This window comes from Thermoanaerobacter wiegelii Rt8.B1 (genome assembly GCF_000147695.2).
Lineage (GTDB): Bacteria > Bacillota > Thermoanaerobacteria > Thermoanaerobacterales > Thermoanaerobacteraceae > Thermoanaerobacter > Thermoanaerobacter ethanolicus.
The window spans coordinates 859,362-877,379 of the sequence record NC_015958.1; the positions used below are offsets into that span (position 1 = coordinate 859,362).

General features: G+C 34.2%; 16 protein-coding genes and 1 pseudogene. 12 read left to right on the top strand and 5 right to left on the bottom strand.

Annotated features, from left to right (window positions below; translation table 11 throughout):
• Nucleotides 1–58 precede the first annotated feature (58 nt).
• The 4 genes and pseudogenes from THEWI_RS04060 to THEWI_RS04075 form a co-directional block, all read right to left on the bottom strand.
• Nucleotides 59–634, bottom strand: a complete 576-nt coding sequence (locus THEWI_RS04060; protein ID WP_014062547.1) for a Uma2 family endonuclease — start codon at nucleotides 632–634, stop codon at nucleotides 59–61.
• A 363-nt stretch (nucleotides 635–997) separates the two neighbouring features.
• The gene (locus tag THEWI_RS04065; protein WP_014062548.1) at nucleotides 998–2,011 is read right to left on the bottom strand and encodes a DUF7309 domain-containing protein; all 1,014 of its coding nucleotides are present in this window, start codon (nucleotides 2,009–2,011) and stop codon (nucleotides 998–1,000) included.
• 40 nt (nucleotides 2,012–2,051) lie between these two features.
• Nucleotides 2,052–2,950, bottom strand: a pseudogene (gene htpX, locus THEWI_RS04070) (zinc metalloprotease HtpX).
• 20 nt (nucleotides 2,951–2,970) lie between these two features.
• Nucleotides 2,971–3,516, bottom strand: coding sequence for a LemA family protein (locus tag THEWI_RS04075; protein ID WP_014062549.1), 546 nt, complete (start codon nucleotides 3,514–3,516; stop codon nucleotides 2,971–2,973).
• A gap of 492 nt (nucleotides 3,517–4,008) precedes the next feature.
• Between THEWI_RS04075 and yfcE the strand changes: the two genes are divergently transcribed.
• Together yfcE and THEWI_RS04085 are read left to right on the top strand one after the other, a co-directional pair.
• Nucleotides 4,009–4,590: a phosphodiesterase gene (gene yfcE / locus THEWI_RS04080; RefSeq protein WP_014062550.1), complete on the top strand. Its 582-nt coding sequence runs from the start codon at nucleotides 4,009–4,011 to the stop codon at nucleotides 4,588–4,590.
• 241 nt (nucleotides 4,591–4,831) lie between these two features.
• Complete coding sequence (locus tag THEWI_RS04085) at nucleotides 4,832–5,749, top strand: aldo/keto reductase (RefSeq protein ID WP_014062551.1); 918 nt, start codon at nucleotides 4,832–4,834, stop codon at nucleotides 5,747–5,749.
• A gap of 53 nt (nucleotides 5,750–5,802) precedes the next feature.
• Here THEWI_RS04085 and THEWI_RS04090 read toward each other — a convergent pair whose 3' ends face one another.
• Entirely contained in the window at nucleotides 5,803–6,924 is a 1,122-nt protein-coding gene (locus tag THEWI_RS04090) for an alanine racemase (RefSeq protein ID WP_014062552.1), read from the bottom strand.
• A gap of 372 nt (nucleotides 6,925–7,296) precedes the next feature.
• Between THEWI_RS04090 and THEWI_RS04095 the strand changes: the two genes are divergently transcribed.
• From THEWI_RS04095 to THEWI_RS04140, 10 genes are all read left to right on the top strand, one after another.
• The gene (locus THEWI_RS04095) at nucleotides 7,297–8,760 is read left to right on the top strand and encodes an RtcB family protein (RefSeq protein WP_014062553.1); all 1,464 of its coding nucleotides are present in this window, start codon (nucleotides 7,297–7,299) and stop codon (nucleotides 8,758–8,760) included.
• A gap of 201 nt (nucleotides 8,761–8,961) precedes the next feature.
• On the top strand, nucleotides 8,962–9,177 hold the full coding sequence (locus tag THEWI_RS04100; RefSeq protein WP_003871019.1) for a hypothetical protein: 216 nt from the start codon (nucleotides 8,962–8,964) through the stop codon (nucleotides 9,175–9,177).
• A complete protein-coding gene (locus THEWI_RS04105) occupies nucleotides 9,164–9,583 on the top strand; it encodes a putative toxin-antitoxin system toxin component, PIN family (RefSeq protein WP_003871020.1) in 420 nt (139 codons plus the stop codon). Before THEWI_RS04100 ends, THEWI_RS04105 begins: the two co-directional genes overlap by 14 nt.
• A gap of 187 nt (nucleotides 9,584–9,770) precedes the next feature.
• A complete protein-coding gene (locus THEWI_RS04110; RefSeq protein WP_004397258.1) occupies nucleotides 9,771–10,148 on the top strand; it encodes a nucleotidyltransferase family protein in 378 nt (125 codons plus the stop codon).
• Between the two features lie 63 nt (nucleotides 10,149–10,211).
• Nucleotides 10,212–10,418, top strand: coding sequence for a type II toxin-antitoxin system HicB family antitoxin (locus THEWI_RS04115; protein WP_014062554.1), 207 nt, complete (start codon nucleotides 10,212–10,214; stop codon nucleotides 10,416–10,418).
• On the top strand, nucleotides 10,418–10,639 hold the full coding sequence (locus THEWI_RS04120) for a type II toxin-antitoxin system HicA family toxin (RefSeq protein ID WP_014062555.1): 222 nt from the start codon (nucleotides 10,418–10,420) through the stop codon (nucleotides 10,637–10,639). The genes THEWI_RS04115 and THEWI_RS04120 overlap by 1 nt, the downstream gene beginning before the upstream one ends.
• Nucleotides 10,640–10,668: 29 nt before the next feature.
• On the top strand, nucleotides 10,669–11,019 hold the full coding sequence (locus THEWI_RS04125) for a phenylpyruvate tautomerase MIF-related protein (RefSeq protein WP_014062556.1): 351 nt from the start codon (nucleotides 10,669–10,671) through the stop codon (nucleotides 11,017–11,019).
• Between the two features lie 151 nt (nucleotides 11,020–11,170).
• Nucleotides 11,171–12,658 (top strand): TIGR02677 family protein, encoded by a 1,488-nt coding sequence (locus tag THEWI_RS04130; protein WP_014062557.1) that lies wholly within the window; start codon nucleotides 11,171–11,173, stop codon nucleotides 12,656–12,658.
• A gap of 10 nt (nucleotides 12,659–12,668) precedes the next feature.
• Nucleotides 12,669–13,820, top strand: coding sequence for a TIGR02678 family protein (locus THEWI_RS04135; protein ID WP_014062558.1), 1,152 nt, complete (start codon nucleotides 12,669–12,671; stop codon nucleotides 13,818–13,820).
• Nucleotides 13,813–17,979, top strand: a complete 4,167-nt coding sequence (locus THEWI_RS04140; protein ID WP_014062559.1) for a TIGR02680 family protein — start codon at nucleotides 13,813–13,815, stop codon at nucleotides 17,977–17,979. Before THEWI_RS04135 ends, THEWI_RS04140 begins: the two co-directional genes overlap by 8 nt.
• Nucleotides 17,980–18,018: the final 39 nt, after the last annotated feature.

Consider the following 18,018-nt stretch of genomic DNA (forward strand, 5'->3'; position numbering starts at 1 on the left):
TAACATGCTCTACCAGATGGAGAAGCATACTAAAAGACATACCAAAAAAAGAATCACTTCAATAGTTGAAGACATCTTTTAAGTCTATTACAAGGTCTTCAAAAATAGAAACTTTAATTTTATCTTCTTCGGTATAAACTTCTGGTCTGCCATATTTACCATTTTCCTGAAGCAAAAATACTGTTACCAATTTTACTTCTGGTTCTACTATCCAGTATTCTTTCACTCCATGTTTTTCATATAAGTTAAATTTTTCTACCTTATCTTTTCTTGCAGTTGAAGGTGATGTGATTTCAACAATCAGATCAGGAGCTCCTTTGCACCCTTCATCATCTAATTTTGATTTATCGCATACCACCACAATATCAGGTTCCACAACAGTCTTTATTTCTTTATCGCTTTTTTCATCCCCTGATGGAAGCCTTACTCCAAGACGTGCAAAATAAACTTCACATTCTTTATCTTTTAGGTAATTAAAGAATTGATAGACTATTGTTCCAGAAATTTCTTGATGTATTCTAGGTGGAAGAGTGTGTAAATAAACTTGCCCGTCAATTAATTCTATTCTCTGTTCATCCGGCCAGTTTAAATAATCTTCATAAGTATAAACTTCTTTTCTTTTTGGCAAAGACATAATTGGCACTCCTCATAATTTTTCCCATACTAAGTTTGACATTTTAATAGCTTTTATATTCTGTACTTTCATAGAGAAATTCCTTCTTGATTTCATTATATTATACATATACTATACATGCAACAGAATATAGTTTTGGTATCCGGTGTTCCAAAATGGGCTTACATTATTTTTGTCAGGACGTGTCGAATTTTCTTAATATTTGCACAGGAAAAAGATAGGGGGACGTTTGGCCTATCTTATAACTGTATTAAGATATATCCATATATACCCATCACTCCGCCGTACCACCTTGCTAAATACAATTTCAGCAATATCATATATTACCTTGAAAATAAGTAAGAGCAGATAAAATCCTGCTCCCTATCTAAAGTTTATAAATTCTTCTATGAAATAATCAATCGCATTTAATCGGCTCTTTATATACAAACCAATTTTAGTCCTTTCACACAAATCAACCAATAAATGAAATAAATACTCATCTCTTACAAATATTTTCTTTGGTTTACCCATATTTAAAATATATGGAATTACCATATCAAAAACATATTGTACTTCATTATCTTCTGGAGAAAGAATATGTTGATCTATTATCATCCCTGATTTAGAATCAGCAAGAATACAAATTCTCCCTGCAATTGGTCTATCATATTCTTTATCTCTAATTATGGTATTCAAGTACGCTATATCAACTTCTATTTCGGCAGAAGTAGTTGGTTGCTTTGCCATTCTTGATAAAAGAAGCTCATCTTTTAATATAGGGATTAAATATTTTCTTTGGGGTAACAAAAGGGGAGCTGCTAAAGTAACCCATTGATTTTTTTGCTCATCGTATTTATGAACTAAAGTTTCTCCCTCTTCGAAGTTAACTACAATATCTTCTTCAATGTAATTTTTTAGTGCTTGTGATAAATGTCTCATTATTGCTGTCTGTTTTAATACTTCTTCTTTATTCAAAATATAAGGAGCATATCCTTTCTTGAAAGATCTAAAATAGATCCAGTTATTCCTACCTCTAAACTTCAATCCCAGGTCTTTTACAATTTGCAATTCTTCTTTAAACAACTCTTCTCTATCCCCAAAATAGCATATAATTACATTATCTTCTTGAAATCGCTGAATTTGCTGTGGTGGCATATCGGTAACCTCAATAATTTTGTAAAAATTATCCAAAGCATCAAACCCAAAATAAAAACCTATACCGTAAAATTCTCCTCCTCTTCCCATTACACTACAATATACTGGTTCTTCATTTTCTGGCAAAATTAGTGTTATTATATCTACATCCCAAAAATATTTCCAAGGATTTAATTCCTTTATTTTAACAGTTACCTCATACAATTCTTTCCACTCTTCTAATGTCGCTTTTTCTTTCATTACTATTTACACCCTTCCTTATAAAATTTTCTTATGTCTTTTACATTGTAAGGCTCTTCAACCTCTTAATTCTCTCTTCAATTGGTGGATGAGTTGCAAATAACTTTTCCGCTCTTCCGAAAGGATTTGATATAAACAAATGAGCTGTTGCGTCAGAGGTAACTCTCATGGGTCTAGTATAACTACCTATTTTTTCAAGAGCTGATGCAAGACCATAGGGATCTCTTACAATATAGGCACCAGTTGCATCTGCCAAATATTCTCTTTGTCTTGAAATTGCAGACCTTATAATTAATACAATAAGAGGAGCAATAATAGAAAAAATAAGCCCAATAATGAGGAGAATTATAGCTCCATTGTCATTTTTATCTCTTCTTCTGCTTTCTCCCATTCCCCACCACATACTTCTTAGCATTACATCCCTGAGTAAAATTATAAGTCCTGCAACAACTGCAACAACCGTCATCAAAAGTATATCTCTATTTCTGATGTGAGATATTTCATGAGCTATTACTCCTTGGAGCTCTTCTCTATTCATCATTTGAAGTAGACCGGTTGTGACACAAACAGAAGCATGCTTTGGGTCTTTGCCCGTAGCAAAAGCATTAGGTTGGGATTCTTCCATTATATAAACATTGGGCTTTGGTATACCTGCTGCGAGAGCGACTTCTTCCACAATATTATGAAGAACATAATACTCCTCTGGATTTGCCGGAATGGCTCCCACCGATGCGAGAGCTATTTTATCTGACTGCTCATACGCTATCCAATTATACAGCACAATAAAAATTGCTAAAAGAACTATTCCTGTAAGTCCCCAGTTGAAATACCATACAAAAAATAACCTATAGCAAAAAGTATAAGAGAAAATGTAACTATAAATAGATAAGTTTTCCTTACATTTTCTGCTTGAAGTTCATATAGAGTTTTTCTAGACATTACACTCACACCCTCGTTAATCAAAATTGAACATTAATAGGCCCTCTTTCACCTTCATCAACAGGATAATATTCCTTGGGTGTCAATCTCATCATATTTGCAACAATAGAAGCAGGAATTCTCTGTTGTGCTGCATTGTACTGCATGACTATATCATTATAAAACTGTCTTGCAAAAGCAATTTTATTTTCTGTATTAGTTAATTCTTCTTGGAGTTTTAAAAAATTCTCATTTGCCTTTAGTTCTGGATAATTTTCTGCAACAGCAAAAATTGTCTTAAGAGCTTGTGTAATCTGATTATTAGTATTTCCTACTTCTTTTACTGATTGAGCTCCCATTGCCTTAGCCCTTAATTCTCCTAAATTTTCAAAAATCTCTTTTTCATGAGCAGCATATCCTTTTACTGTATTCACAAGGTTAGGTATAAGGTCATATCTTCTCTTTAACTGTACATCTATTTGCGCCCAAGCATTTTCTACTCTGTTTTTCAAATTAATAAAACCATTGTAAGTCACAATAAACCACAAAACTATAACTGCTACGATACCCAAAATTATCCATGTCATTTTGTGTTCCTCCTTCATATTCATTATAAATTTCTGGCTTACCATATTTGTTCCTTTAATTTTCTTACACTAAGTTTGACATTTTAATAGCTTTTATATTCTGTGTTTTCTTAAATCTTTCTTAGTTTCATTATATTATACATCTATTATACATGCAACAGAATATAGTTTTGGTATCCGGCGTTCCAAAATGGGTTTAGATTATTTTTGCCAGGGTATGTCGAAATTTTCTTAATATTTGTGTTGGAATTTGCTTTATAAAATGATAAAATTAAAATTAAGGTGAGACGTTAAGTCACATAAGACAAGGGGAGAAGGAGATGGGAACACTCGTTTTGATGGTCTGATTGCCGGGGGTGAGGAAAGATACTACAACCTCCCGTGATAGAAGAGGGATTTGCTATTAAGGTAGAGCAGGTGGATGATAGTGCACTGAAGAATGTTCTTATAGTAAATAGCTTTAGAATAGGTAGAAAGGTAGGGTGATATTATATGAAAATTGGTGTTATAAGTGACACTCATGGAGATTATAAATCATGGGAAAAGGCGTGGGATTTTTTAAAGGATTCGGATATTATTTTACATGCAGGGGATGTTTTATATCATGGACCCCGTAATCAAATTCCTGAAGGATATGACCCGAAAAAACTTGCTGATGCTGTAAATGCCTCTCCCGTTCCAATTTTGATTGCAGAAGGGAATTGTGATGCTTATGTTGACCAAATGATGCTTGATGTACCTATACAAACACCGTATGTCTTTGCTTTCATTGAGGGGAAGAGATTTATGATTCAACATGGCCATAATATTTCTGATGAAGATATACATAAGTTGATTAAGAAGTATAAATTAGATTATTTTATAATTGGGCACACGCATATTCCTTTAATAAAAAAGATTGAAAATTGTGTGATGATTAATCCTGGTTCTACATCCATTAGCAAACGGGAAGATAAGATTAATTCGGTAGGATTTATTGAAGTTGAAAGTGGAAGTGTTCATATAATTGATTTGGAAAGCGGAAAAGATATTTTGTTTTTAGATGGTAAAGTTAATGTGGTAAATGTCTATTAGTATTTTTATTTTTTCTTACCCCACCTAAAGAAATTGCTAAATGGATTGCTGGACAATGGGAGATTAATCCGGGCTCTACATCTATTATTATAGCTAAAATTATTAGAACATAAAATAGCTAAAATATGATATAATAGTTATAGACAATATGGAGGCTTTTTGATATAATAAAGATATTTCTCTTGTTTAGAAATTTTTGCTGTATGTTATAATAAAAGCAAAAAGTTAAGAGGTGTTTTAAATGAGGTATATCAATATTGGTAATGGGGAAATAAAGGCCTCGGCAATTGCATTGGGTTGTATGAGGATTGCTGATAAGCCTGTAAAGGAAGTGGCGGAACTTATAAATACGGCTCTGGAGGAAGGCATAAATTTTTTTGACCATGCTGATATATATGGCGGTGGCAAATCTGAAGAAGTTTTTGCTGAAGCCATAGAAATGAAGCTAAGTATCAGAGAGAAAATAATTATTCAAACTAAATGTGGTATAAGGCATGGATATTATGACTTTTCAAAGGAGCATATTTTAAAATCTGTCGATGGAAGCTTAAAAAGGCTCAAAACTGACTACATAGATGTTCTGTTATTACACCGTCCTGATACTTTGATGGAACCAGAAGAGGTTGCAGAGGCTTTTTCAATACTTCACAGCAGTGGCAAGGTTAGAAATTTCGGTGTAAGTAATTTTAATCCGATGCAGATAGAACTGCTTAGTAAGTATTTAAACCAAAAGCTTATCATAAATCAATTGCAGTTTAGTATTATGCATACAGGTATGATAGATTCTGGTTTTAATGTGAATATGAAAGTAGATCAGTCTATAGATAGAGATGGCAGTGTTTTGGAGTATTGCAGGTTAAAGAATATTACGATACAGGCGTGGTCACCGTTCCAATATGGATTTTTTGAAGGCACTTTTTTAGGTAACGAAAAATTTAAAGAACTTAATGACAAAATTGACGAAATTGCTGCTAAAAAGGGTGTGCCAAGTATTGCTATACCTATTGCATGGATTTTAAGACATCCAGCAAAGATACAACCTATTGTTGGTACGACAAATCATGCTCGATTGAAAGATATATGCAAAGCATCAGAGATTGAACTTACAAGAGAGGAATGGTATGAGTTATATAGGGCTGCAGGGAATAAATTACCATAATTATACATGAATAAAGGTACCGAAAATGGGACCTTTATTTTTGCTTATTTAAGCTATAATAAAGCCAAGGGATTTTGTGTACCTTCTCGGGCATCAACAGGGATGACTTTTTCTACAATACCTTTTCTGTGTCCTACAAGGTAACTTGTCATATTGGCAGTGGAGCAGGCATGGTTTGGTATTATTTCAATTTTATCACCCACTTTTATATCGGTTGGAGCAGTGACTTTTACTTTTCCAACCTCTTCTGAAAGGCTTTCTACTACCAATTCAGGATAGCCTTTTACAATCCCATAGCCATTAATCAAGGAAACACCATGGGCACCTTTATCTAAACCAAAACATTTACTTCCAGCGTCTATGATAAATAAGTCTTCTTTAGGATGAGCTATTACTGTAGCTAATACAGTAAGAGCACATTTTTCTAAAGGAGAAACCCCTAAGGCTACTTGTATAGCATCATAAAATACATAATTTCCTGGCCTAAGGATGTTAATAATTTTACTGCTTACTACAAATGCTGCCGTAGGAGTGCTGCCAGTTGCTACAATGTCAACAGAATAACCTTCTTTTTTCAAAATATTTGCAGCAGTTGTCAATGCTTCCACTTCTTCTTGAGCGACTGCTTTAATTTCTTCAATGTTTCTTTTTGCATATGTATGTCCTGGGTGGGTGGCTATACCTTTAAATTTTAAGTGCGTAAAACTTTTCAATTTTTCTGCCAGTTCAAGTACTTTTTCAGGCACTACTCCAAAGCGGTGTAATCCAGAATCAATTATTATAAGGTAATCCATAGAAAGTCCAATTCTATTGCAAGTCTCTTCTACTTTGGCTGCAGCTTCAACGCCATCAAAGCTTAGAATAACATGGGCTTTTTGTGCAAGGGTTAATATTCTTTCAATGTTTTCTTTTGAGGCTACAGGGTAGGCAATCATTATTTCTTTGAAACCGTTTTCTGTTAATTTTTCTGCTTCATCAATTGTCCCCACTAAAAAACCTTTTGATCCATAATTCTGTTGCATTTTTGCTATAGCAGTACTTTTATGAGTTTTAACCATTGGCCACAATTCTTTTCCATTTTTTCTACACGTATCAGCCATTTCTTTTATGTTTGATTCTAGTTTGTCTAAGTCAACAAGGAAAGAAGGGGTTGGCAATTCAAAAATGGTTGTCATAATAGGTACACTCCCTTTTTTTGTTTTTAAAGGATTGTAAGCCAATAAAGGTAAACACAATTATATTTTAACATGTTATTTGAAATTTTAAAAAAGTTACAAAAAGGGGCTGAGATTTTTTACAGACCTTTCTGCAAACCCTTTGCTTAGCTCAGAGCGTTGCTTTAGGATGAGACCTTCGGTTTCAAGACCTAATGACAACAGAGGGGATGTCATTCTGAACCGTAGCGTAAGCGGAGGTGAAGAATCTCAGACCATAGGGGCATACTTAATGGCAAACAAAGTATGATATAATGGAATTGAAAGAAAAATGGCAATGGAGTGAATAATACGGGAGATTATACGAGATAGTTTTTTAATTTATGGGAATTAATGAAAAAAGGAGTGAATCCCTATGGGGTAGAAGTTATACAGGGGTATACAGTTGTAAAAGATGGGATTAATCGATGGTGCATTCCTAAGTTTGGGAAAATGAAAGTGGATGCTGTTATTTATGTGAATGATGCGTTAAAAGAGTTTTTGCATGAAGACCAGTCTTTGAGGCAGCTTGTCAATGCTGCTAGTCTTCCCGGAGTTGTGGAACCTGTTATAGGCATGCCGGATATCCATGAGGGGTTTGGGCTTCCCATAGGAGGAGTTATGGCAATAGATGAGGGAGGTGTCATTTCAGCTGGAGCGGTAGGGTATGATATTAATTGTGGTGTAAGGCTTTTAAGAACTAGCCTTGAAGCAGCGTATTTTAATAAAGAGCTTTTATATAAGCTTATAGAACGGATTGAGTATTATGTTCCAACAGGCATAGGGAAAAAGGGAAGACACAAGGGTATTACACGGGTAATTTTTAATGATGTAGTGCACAATGGGGTAGAAGCCGTGATTAAAGCTGGTTTTGGAAAAAAATCAGATCTGGAGTATATTGAGGAAAATGGTAGACTTTCAGGTGCTGATCTTTCTGCGGTATCAAAGGAAGCACGGGAAAGAGGCGAAGAACAACTTGGCACTTTAGGAGGAGGCAATCACTTCATAGAGATTCAGCGAGTTGATTCTATTTTGGATGAAAAATTGGCAAAACAATTTGGGCTTTTTAAAGGGCAAATTGTCATTATGATTCACACGGGAAGCCGCGGATTTGGCCATCAGATCGCTACAGATTATACAAAGATTTTGTGGGAAGCGGCGAAAAAATATGGAATTGAGGTACCTGAAAAAGGGCTTGCAGCAGCCCCTATAAAGTCAAAGGAAGGGCAGAATTACTATAAAGCGATGGCAGCTGCAGTGAACTTTGCTTTTTCAAACAGGCAGATAATCATGTTTGATGTAATAAGGGCTTTTGAGGATGTTTTGAAAAAGTCTGAGGAGTCTATGGGGTTCCAACTTGTGTATGACGTTGCCCACAATATTGCTAAGTGGGAAGTACATGGCGGTAAGAGACTTCTTGTTCACAGAAAAGGAGCCACAAGGGCTTTACCATCAGGACATCCTCAAAATCCTTCTTTTTACAAAGAAACTGGGCATCCTGCTCTTATTCCCGGCAGTATGGGTACGGGTTCTTATGTGGTGGTTGGCACAGAAAAAGCGGCAGAGACCTTTTATTCTGTAAATCACGGAGCAGGACGAAGGCTTTCACGAAATAAGGCTAAAAAAATCAGTAAAGAGGAATTTGAAAAGGCTATGGGGGATGTAATATACAATGTTCGGTCTTATAAAGATATCGCTGATGAGTCGCCACTTGCTTACAAAGACGTAGAAGAGGTTGTGTCTGTTCTTGAGAAAAGAGAAATTACTATACCTGTTGCTCGATTTGTGCCTCTTGCAGTTGTAAAAGGCGCAGATTAATGGGTAAGTTTGCAAATACATCGCTTTATAAGGTATTGTTGTGGACTATAGGAATTATAGTGACGGTTTTAAATGTGATGCTTCTTATGAGCTTTGTTGGATGATTGATACTTTTTTAATTAAATGTTAAAATTAAAATGTAAAGATATAAATATTTTGTTTAAGAAAGTTTAATTGAAGTGAAAGCTGAGGTGAGTGATAATGAAATCAAATTTGAATGAAATACTCAATCTGATAGATAATTTATCATTTGCAGAGAAAAAAATCATTTATAAAAAGATGCAAAACGAGATAAACAGCAAATTGCTTGATATATTAGAAAAAACTAATGAAAGAGCCGAAAAATACCCCATATCATTAGAAGAAATAACTGAAGAAGTAGAGTATATTAGAGGGAAAAGATATGAAAAAAATTAAAGTAGTTATTGATACAAATATTTTTATTAGTGCTTTTCTAGGAAGTAAAAATGCAAAATTTTTAATGAAAGAAATTTTTAACGATGAATATATACTCATAATGTCAGCTGAACAATTGCTAGAAATAAAAGAAGTATTGAATCGACCTAAGTTTAAAAAGTATGTTTCTAAGTCAGAAATTGATGCACTTATTGAATTGCTTTCTTTGAAAATAGTTGAGCCTGTTATATATCAAAAAATCACAGATTGTAGAGATGAAAAAGACAATATGATTCTTGAAGAAGCTGTATATGGAAATGCGGACTATATAATAACTGGTGATGATGATTTGCTTGTATTAAATCCTTATAGATGGATAAAGATTGTTGAACTAAGAAGTTTCTTAAAAGAAATGTATGATTTGTAAAGTAGAGATATTTATTTAAGAAAATAAGAAAATGATGATAAATTATGAGAGGGGACCGGTGAGATACCCTTGATTTTTTTATTAAAAAATTGAGGTATACTAGTGTTTTGCAAAGTTTTGTTGGGTGATTGATATAAATGCTATAAAATGGTAGAATATATGTAAAGAATTTTGTGTGGTGAGAAAGATGAGTATCACTGATGAAGAGAAAAAGAAAATACGTGAAAATTGGCGGTTAAAGAGTGAAAAAGAGAAAGAAATGCTAGAAATACGAAAAAAGGATGCATTAGATAAAGCGTATAAGATTGCTAAATTTTTGAAAGAAAAATATAATGTAAGTAAAGTTGTCTTGTATGGATCACTGGCAAGGGGATTTGATTTTTGGGAATTTTCGGATATTGATATTTTTGTAGACGATTGGGATGATGATAAGTTTAACTACTGGACAATGTTTGTTGAGATAGAGAATATTGCAAGGCCTTATAAAGTGAGTATAGTTACACAACGAGATGCTACGGAGGCTTTGTTAAAGGAAATAGAGAAAGAGGGGAGGGAAATAGGGTAGTGGATGTGGGTAAGGTAAATAATACTAATTGTGTTAAAATAAGAATTTTGGTGGGGTGATAGTATGAAAGTTAAGTTTACTGTAGTTATTCAAAAAGAAGAAAATTGGTATGTAGCAAAGTGTATTGAAAACAGTGTTGCATCTCAGGGGAAAACTTTAGAGGAGGCATTAGATAATCTAAAAGAAGCATTAGAGTTGTATTATGAAAATGGAGAGCTTGACCTGGAAGAGAAACCGCTATTTATAACAACAGTGGAGGTAGCAATATAATGGGATCGAAATATCCAGTTCTGCCGCCAGACAAAATTTTGAGAGCACTAGAAGAATTTGGATTTGAGAAGGTTTCTCAAAAAGGTAGTCATATAAAGCTTAAGAACCCAGATGGTAAAGTAGTTATTGTACCGTTCCATTATGAGATAGCTAAAGGAACGTTAAAAAGTATTCTCGAACAGGCAGGAATATCATTGGAGGAATTTAAAAAACATTTATAATGGTTTATTATTGGAAAGGAGTGAGATTTATGCCAATTGTAAATTTAATTACAAAAGAAAAGATTGCATCAGAAAAGAAAGAAATTTTAAAGAAAGAATTTGCAGATATGATGTATGAAGTCGCAGTCAAAAGTGAAAATTGGCTTATGGTGAGATTTACTGAGGGAGAAGATATATTTTTCCGGGGTAAGCCCTTAGATGACGGAGCAATTATGGAGATACAGCTTGTAGGCAAGCTTCAAAATAGCCAAAAAGAAGAAATATCGAAAAGAGTTTGTGACGTTTTAAATAAAGTTTTAAATTATAGAAAAGACAATATTTACATAGTCATACAAGAGATAGAAGGGCAGAATTGGGGTTATAATGGAAGCACTTTTTAGAATTAAATTGTCAAAAAACTTAAAACCCTTATTATTCCACTAATCGTGAGAAATAATAAGGGTTTTTGTTTTAAAAAGTCAAAAAATAAATTGAAATGAGGGAGTATTAAGTTTACAATATATATGAAATATAAATGCAAGGTGAAGTGTTATGGAAGATAAACTTGATTTGAATGTGATAAAACCGATTGAAGAGGTAAAGTATTTGTCTGCGGAAAATGCTTCGCGATATCGCCTCATCATGAGGTATTTTTATGAACAGTACCAGAAATTTAAATATTGGCTGTACAAAGAGGATGTATATGAATATGTAAGTCAATTTGATATGTTTGCTGACTATACAATGGAAAAATGTGAGCAGGACTTAAAAGCACTTACTGAATGGAAAAACCTTATTGCGACACAAGATACCAGTAAAGCTTCTACGATTGACGAATTTAAAAACAAAAAATTCAGGTATCAGCTGAGTCCATATTCTATTGAGATAGAAAGAATGACCATAAGGCTGGAAAGCATCGTCGGTTATGGTGGGTCACTACAGCCGTCTTTATTTGAAAGGATTTACCGCAATTTAATAAAGATAAATGAAATGGCGAAAAAAGAGGATTTACAGGAAATAAACAGATGGTGGGAAGACCTCAATACCGACTTTGAAAATATATATCACAATGCGACAGATTACATTGCAAGTCTTCAAAGCTCTAACGCTGATGAACTTATGAAGTCAGAGCAGTTTATAATTTACAAAGACAAGCTTATAGAATATTTAAGAGATTTTATAAAAGACCTTCAGAGATTTTCTGTTGCCATAGAGAGCTTTTTGAAAAAGGTGAGTCCGGAGGTTGTCAATTCCGTTGTAGATAAGTTATGCCAATATGAAATGAGTATCCCAAGAATTGACAGGGTTTTAAATGAAGAGGAAGTAAAAGAAGATTTGATGGATAAGTGGAATAACATATCTTTTTGGTTTACAGGTCATAATTTTGAAGACAGCGAGGCAGTAAGGCTTCTTAATATATCAAATGAAATAATCAGAAAAATAACAATGTATGCGGCGAGAATAGCAGAAAACAGGATGAAAGCTGCCAGCAGAAAGAATGAATATATTGCTCTTTCTAAAATGTTTGCAAAAGCAAGCAATATAAAAGAAGCACACCTTTTGTCTGCGGCGGTTTTCGGTTGCTTTTACACAAGGCACATAAAAGGTGATTTTGAAAGAAAGACAGAAAGTGTAAACCAGAGCGTGTGGGAAGAACCGCCCTTTAAAGTGATTATAAAGCCAAAAACAAGGAGCTACAGTAATTATGTTAAGACAAATGCGATTATTGATAAAAGTGCTGACAAGACGGAGATGCTGATGGACTATCTCAATCAGAAAAATATAGAAGATGAAATAATAGCAAGTTGCATTGTTGGCAATAGAATAAGGATAAAGGATTTACCTGTTGTAAAACCTTTTGTGAGGGCAACGATACTTAAATGGATAGGAAAAGCGATGGCAAGAAATAGCTTTACAGGAAAGACAGAAGATGGAAGAACATACAGGCTTCATATGCCAAAGAATGGTGAGAGGGCAATACTAAAATGCACAGATGGTAATCTTGATATGCCTGATATTGTAATTGAGTTTGTTGATTGAAGGTGAAAAAATGGAAGAACTTCAGATGCTTCTTGAAAATTTTTGGATACTGAGAGAGGATAGAGAAAATTTCAACAAAATAAGAGATGCTGAGAATAAAATAAAACCTTTTGTTGAAGAAAAATTAGGATATAGATTGATTATAAACCCATATATTGTTAAGTTAGAAAAAGTGCCGTCAGATGTTGAAGAGTGGATGGGGATAGATGCATTTCAAACGCCTATGGATTATGCATTTTTGTGTTTGCTCTTAGCTTTTTTGGAGGATAAAGGACCAGAAGACCAGTTTGTGTTGTCTAATATAACGGAATACATAGAGGCACAGTATGATGGACCTGATAAAGTAGATTGGACGCTTTTTCAGCACAGAAAGTCACTTGTGCGGGTGCTCAATTTTGCTGTAGATATTGGCATAATTAAAATAGATGATGGTGACCATGAGAGGTTTTCAGAAAGTGAAGATACTGAAGTTCTTTACGAAAACACAGGTATTTCAAGGTATTTTTTGAGGTCTTTTAACAGAGAAATTACAGAAGACATGAAGATTGAGGATTTTTTGCAGGAGGATTTAAATCTTTCAAACCCCAAAGATGCGGTTATACAGAGAAGACACAGGGTGTACCGAAAACTTATTCTTTCACCTTCTGTGTATAGTGAAGGACCTGATGACCAAGACTTCATGTATATAAAAAATTACAGAAATACTATAGCGAAAGATTTAGAGGAGTATCTTGATGCAAAACTTCACCTCCACAAAACTTCTGCTTTTGTTCTCTTTAATGACAACAAATATTTAAAGTCCTATTTTCCCGACAAAAACAAAAACATATCTGATATAATGCTGCAGGTAAATAAAATTATAAGACAAATGATTGAAGATGGAAAACTCGCCTATAATCCTGATGATACTATAGATATAACTGAAGCAGAATTTATAAATATTATTTTGAAAGTAAAGGAAAGATTTAGTGATGGTTGGTATAAGTCTTACAGGGAAATGAGTGAAAAGCAGCTTATAGAAGAGGTCATTGAAAACATGGAAAGCTTTAAGATGATAAAAAGAGTTGAGGAATTGCATTCTATTAAAATATTGCCTATGGCGGCAAAGTTAATTGGGGAATATCCTCCAGATTTTGAAAAAGGAGAAGGTGCAGATGAGTGAAAAATTAGCTGAAAGATGGATGATTAACAGGATTGGGCTTCTTAATTTTTGGTATTATGATGATGAAATATTTGAGTTTGCAGATGGAAGGCTTCTTTTAAGAGGTGCTAATGGTTCTGGAAAGTCAGTGACAATGCAGAGTTTCATACCTTTAGTATTAGATGGCAACAAAAGTCCTGAAAGACTTGATCCCTTTGGCTCAAAGGCGAGAAAGCTTGAGGACTATCTTCTTGGGGAAGAAGAGGTAAGTGGGCTTGATGAAAGAACTGGCTATCTTTTCATGGAATTTAAAAAAGAGAAAAAAGACAGCTACATTACAATAGGCATGGGACTAAAGGCGAAAAGGCATCAAAATATGGACTTTTGGGGCTTTGTAATACTTGACGGCAGGCGTATAGGTATCGACTTCTTTTTATACAAAATGGAAATAGGCGATGACGGCAAAAGAGTAAAAGTCCCACTTACCAAAAAAGAACTTAAGAATAGAATAGGTGAAGGCGGAGAAGTAGTTGAAAGCCAAAAAGAGTACATGGAAATGGTCAATAAATACATTTTTGGCTTTAGTTCTATCGAGGAATACGACGAGCTCATAAAACTGCTGATACAGCTTAGAAGTCCAAAGCTTTCCAAAGACTTCAGGCCTACTGTGATATATGAAATTATGAAAGCTTCACTGCCTTCACTCACAGATGATGATTTGAGGCCTCTTTCAGAAACCATAGAAAACATGGACCAGATTAAGATGCACCTTGATGTTCTTTACAGGAATATGGCTGCAGTAAAAAAGCTTAAAAATGAGTACGACAACTATAACAGATACATTCTTTATGAAAAGGCTGGGGATTTAGTAAAGGCATACAGCGATTTATACGCATCAAAAAAAGAATACGATAATTTAACTAAAGATATTGAAAATTACAGAAGTACAATAGCAAACTTAGGAAATGACATCATTTCTCTTGAAAGTGAAAGAGAAGCCTTAAAGAAAAAGGAAGAACAGCTTTCAAGTGGTGATGCTAAAAGAACCCAAAAGGAGTTATTAGAAGAAGAGGATCGATATAAGCAGTATTTGGAGGATAAGTCTAAAAAAGAAGAAGAACTCCGGAATAAACAAGATAAATATTATGGTTTAGAAAGAAAGATAAAAAACACTGAGGAACAAAAATACAAACTGGATAAAGAACTACAGGATAAATTAGAGGATATATCTTCAATTGCACAGGATGTAGATTTCATGGAACATGAGTTTTCTGTAAGTGAACTTAAAAAAGTGTATGGAAAAGAATTTGATTTTACTTATTGGAAAAATGAATTAAAAAAGCATAAAGATAAAATAAAGCGTGCCATCAATGCATTGAGAGAAGAAATAGAAGCAAATAAAAGGTATGATGCCGCACTTAAAGAGCAGGAAAGGCTTAAAAAAGAAAGAGAAGACAGGGCTAAAAAGCTTAATGAGGCAGAAAGGCTTTTTGACGAACAAAAAAGAGAATACGTTGAAAGAGTTTATAGTTGGTCGCAGGGCAATGCAGAGCTTAAGCTTTTAAGTAGCCAACTGGAAGGCTTAAGCCGTGTCATACTGGCGTATGGAGAGGATAAAGGATTTGACGATATTTTGGCTTTTGTGAGAAAACCCTATGAGGAAATACTAAATGGAATTCAGCAAGAAATTTTAAGATTAGAAAATCAAAGAGAGGTAAAAGAAAATCAGCTTCATGAGAAAGAAAAGTTATTGGAGGAATGGAAAAACAAAAAAGATCCTGAGCCTGAAAGAGATGAACAAGTCATAAACAACAGAAAAAGGCTTAAAGAAGCTGGAATTCCTTACATTCCTCTTTACATGGCGATTGATTTTAAAGAGGATGTGGATGAAGAGACAAGAGGCAATATAGAAGCTGCGATAGAAGACATGGGGCTTTTGGATGCTCTTATCGTCCCCAAAGAATATTTTGAAAAAGCTCTTCAAATGGACAGCAATATGGCGGATAAATATGTTATGCCTGGAAGCTTTAATATGATGTTAAATGTATCTCAATATTTTAGAGTAGTTGACAATGAAGAAGGGGTTTCACCAGAAGATATTTCAGACGCTTTAAGCAATATATTTGTATCCGAAGAAAGCGGAACAACCTATATTGATTCAAATGGCACATATGGAATAGGAGTAATAAAAGGGAAAGCACGGGATAAAGTTAAATCAAAGTACATCGGGAGTGAGTCTAGAAAGCGCTACAGAGAAGAGCTTATTAAATCTATACAAGAAGAAATACAGGCTATAAAAGCTGAAATATCTGCAATCGATGAGGAAATAAATGCAAAAAAATTAAGGATACAGAGGCTGGATTACGAATATTCGGCATTTCCCGGGAAAGAAGACATTGAAGAAGCATATAGATATTTAAAAACGGCAAAGGCTGATTATGAATACACCTCTCATAAACTGGATGAACAGCTTTTTACAGTTAAAAACTGTTTTGAGGACCTTCAGAAAAAGAAAGCTGTTGTAAGAGAATTGACATCTGGCATAAACATACATCCAGATATTGATACCTATTCTTCTGCGTATGAATATGCGGAAGAATACGCTTCAGGGCTTAATGAAGTAGAAATACTATACAACAAATATGTTTTGCACATTTCAAACGAAGAAATGTTATTGCAGCAAAAACAAGATTTAGAATACGATATTGATAACTTAAAGTACGAAATAGACGTACTGGAAAACAAAATACAGAGTTCTGTTAAGAAAATTGAGATGCTAAAAGAGACATTAAAAGAACTTGGACTTGAAGAAATTGAAAAAGAACTGGAGATTTGCCTAAAAAGGCTGGAGGAAATACCTAAAGAGATTACAAATAAATCAGCCGAAAAAGCAAAACTTGAGGAGCGGCTACAGAGAAGCTTAAAAGACCTTTTAAACATTGAAGAAGAGATTAATCTTAAAGAGAAAATTTACAATATTGTTGAAGAGGGTTTAAAAAGGGAATTAGCACTTGGCTTTGTCAAGCAAGAGGTTGAAATGGAGGATATGTTAAAATTAAGTAAAAGCATTCTTTCTGAATACAAAGGCTTTTTTGACAAAGCGGGCTTTGACAGAGAAAAGTTTACAGAGAGACTTCAAAATGTGTATTTTGAAACTCGCAACGAACTTTTGGAATATGGGCTTTCAATTGGCAATATCTTTGACGAAGCTTGTGAGGGAGACAATGAAAGAATAAAAGAAGCAAAAAGTAAGCAGAGAAGACTTAGTATTACTGCAAATATTAATGGTAAAGTCGTTTCATTATATACACTTTATTCTAATATTGAAGAGGATATAATGGCGAATGAAAGCCTTTTAAGAGAGACTGATAAGATTCTTTTTGAAGAGATTATAATGCACAATGTGGGAATTAAGATAAGAGCAAAGATTTTTAAAGCAGAAGAATGGGTAAAGAAAATGAACAAACTCATGTCTGAAAGGGATACTTCCAGCGGACTTAAGTTCTCTATTGAGTGGAGAAGCATTCCTGCTTCTAATGAAGAAGAACTTGATACAAAGGAACTTGTGGATATTTTAAAATCCGATGCTGATATGCTGAAAAAGGAAGTCTTCGATAAAGTTGTAAATCATTTTAGGTCAAAAGTAGAAAGAGCCAGGAGGGCAATGGAGGAAAAAAACAATACAGAAACTTTTCACAAGATTATGAAAGAAATATTAGATTACAGAGATTGGTTTGAGTTTAAGCTTTACTACCGAAAAGAAGGGGAAAGCCGCAAGGAGCTTACTGATAATGCCTTTAATAAGTTGAGCGGTGGAGAAAAAGCGATGGCCATGTATATACCTTTGTTTTCCGCGGTTTACTCAAGATATGAGGGAGCATCGCCGACTGCACCTCGCATAATATCTCTAGATGAAGCATTTGCAGGAGTTGATGACACAAACATAAGGGATATGTTTAAACTGATTGAGGATTTAAGATTTAATTATATAATGAATTCGCAGGTTTTATGGGGAGATTATGACACTGTCCCCAAGCTTTCAATTTATGAACTTGTAAGGCCAAAAAATGCAAAGGCTGTATTGGTCATGAAGTATTTGTGGGATGGAAAAGTAAAGCATCTTATACTTCCTGAAAAAGAGGAGGTTGCCGCTACAGAAGTGGGTGCTGTAAATGAATAAAGAAGAACTTAAATATTTTAAAGAAAAAAAGGATACAAG

Bases quoted from the DNA above. Each gene is read 5' to 3' on its own strand.
- yfcE (WP_014062550.1), top strand. From the start codon at position 4,009: ATGAAAATTGGTGTTATAAGTGACACTCATGGAGATTATAAATCATGG.
- THEWI_RS04110 (WP_004397258.1), top strand. From the start codon at position 9,771: ATGAGTATCACTGATGAAGAGAAAAAGAAAATACGTGAAAATTGGCGG.
- THEWI_RS04140 (WP_014062559.1), top strand. From the start codon at position 13,813: ATGAGTGAAAAATTAGCTGAAAGATGGATGATTAACAGGATTGGGCTT.
- THEWI_RS04095 (WP_014062553.1), top strand. From the start codon at position 7,297: ATGAAAAAAGGAGTGAATCCCTATGGGGTAGAAGTTATACAGGGGTAT.
- THEWI_RS04125 (WP_014062556.1), top strand. From the start codon at position 10,669: ATGCCAATTGTAAATTTAATTACAAAAGAAAAGATTGCATCAGAAAAG.
- THEWI_RS04085 (WP_014062551.1), top strand. From the start codon at position 4,832: ATGAGGTATATCAATATTGGTAATGGGGAAATAAAGGCCTCGGCAATT.
- THEWI_RS04065 (WP_014062548.1), bottom strand. From the start codon at position 2,011: ATGAAAGAAAAAGCGACATTAGAAGAGTGGAAAGAATTGTATGAGGTA.
- THEWI_RS04115 (WP_014062554.1), top strand. From the start codon at position 10,212: ATGAAAGTTAAGTTTACTGTAGTTATTCAAAAAGAAGAAAATTGGTAT.
- THEWI_RS04075 (WP_014062549.1), bottom strand. From the start codon at position 3,516: ATGACATGGATAATTTTGGGTATCGTAGCAGTTATAGTTTTGTGGTTT.
- THEWI_RS04120 (WP_014062555.1), top strand. From the start codon at position 10,418: ATGGGATCGAAATATCCAGTTCTGCCGCCAGACAAAATTTTGAGAGCA.
- THEWI_RS04105 (WP_003871020.1), top strand. From the start codon at position 9,164: ATGAAAAAAATTAAAGTAGTTATTGATACAAATATTTTTATTAGTGCT.
- THEWI_RS04100 (WP_003871019.1), top strand. From the start codon at position 8,962: ATGAAATCAAATTTGAATGAAATACTCAATCTGATAGATAATTTATCA.
- THEWI_RS04135 (WP_014062558.1), top strand. From the start codon at position 12,669: ATGGAAGAACTTCAGATGCTTCTTGAAAATTTTTGGATACTGAGAGAG.
- THEWI_RS04060 (WP_014062547.1), bottom strand. From the start codon at position 634: ATGTCTTTGCCAAAAAGAAAAGAAGTTTATACTTATGAAGATTATTTA.
- THEWI_RS04130 (WP_014062557.1), top strand. From the start codon at position 11,171: ATGGAAGATAAACTTGATTTGAATGTGATAAAACCGATTGAAGAGGTA.
- THEWI_RS04090 (WP_014062552.1), bottom strand. From the start codon at position 6,924: ATGACAACCATTTTTGAATTGCCAACCCCTTCTTTCCTTGTTGACTTA.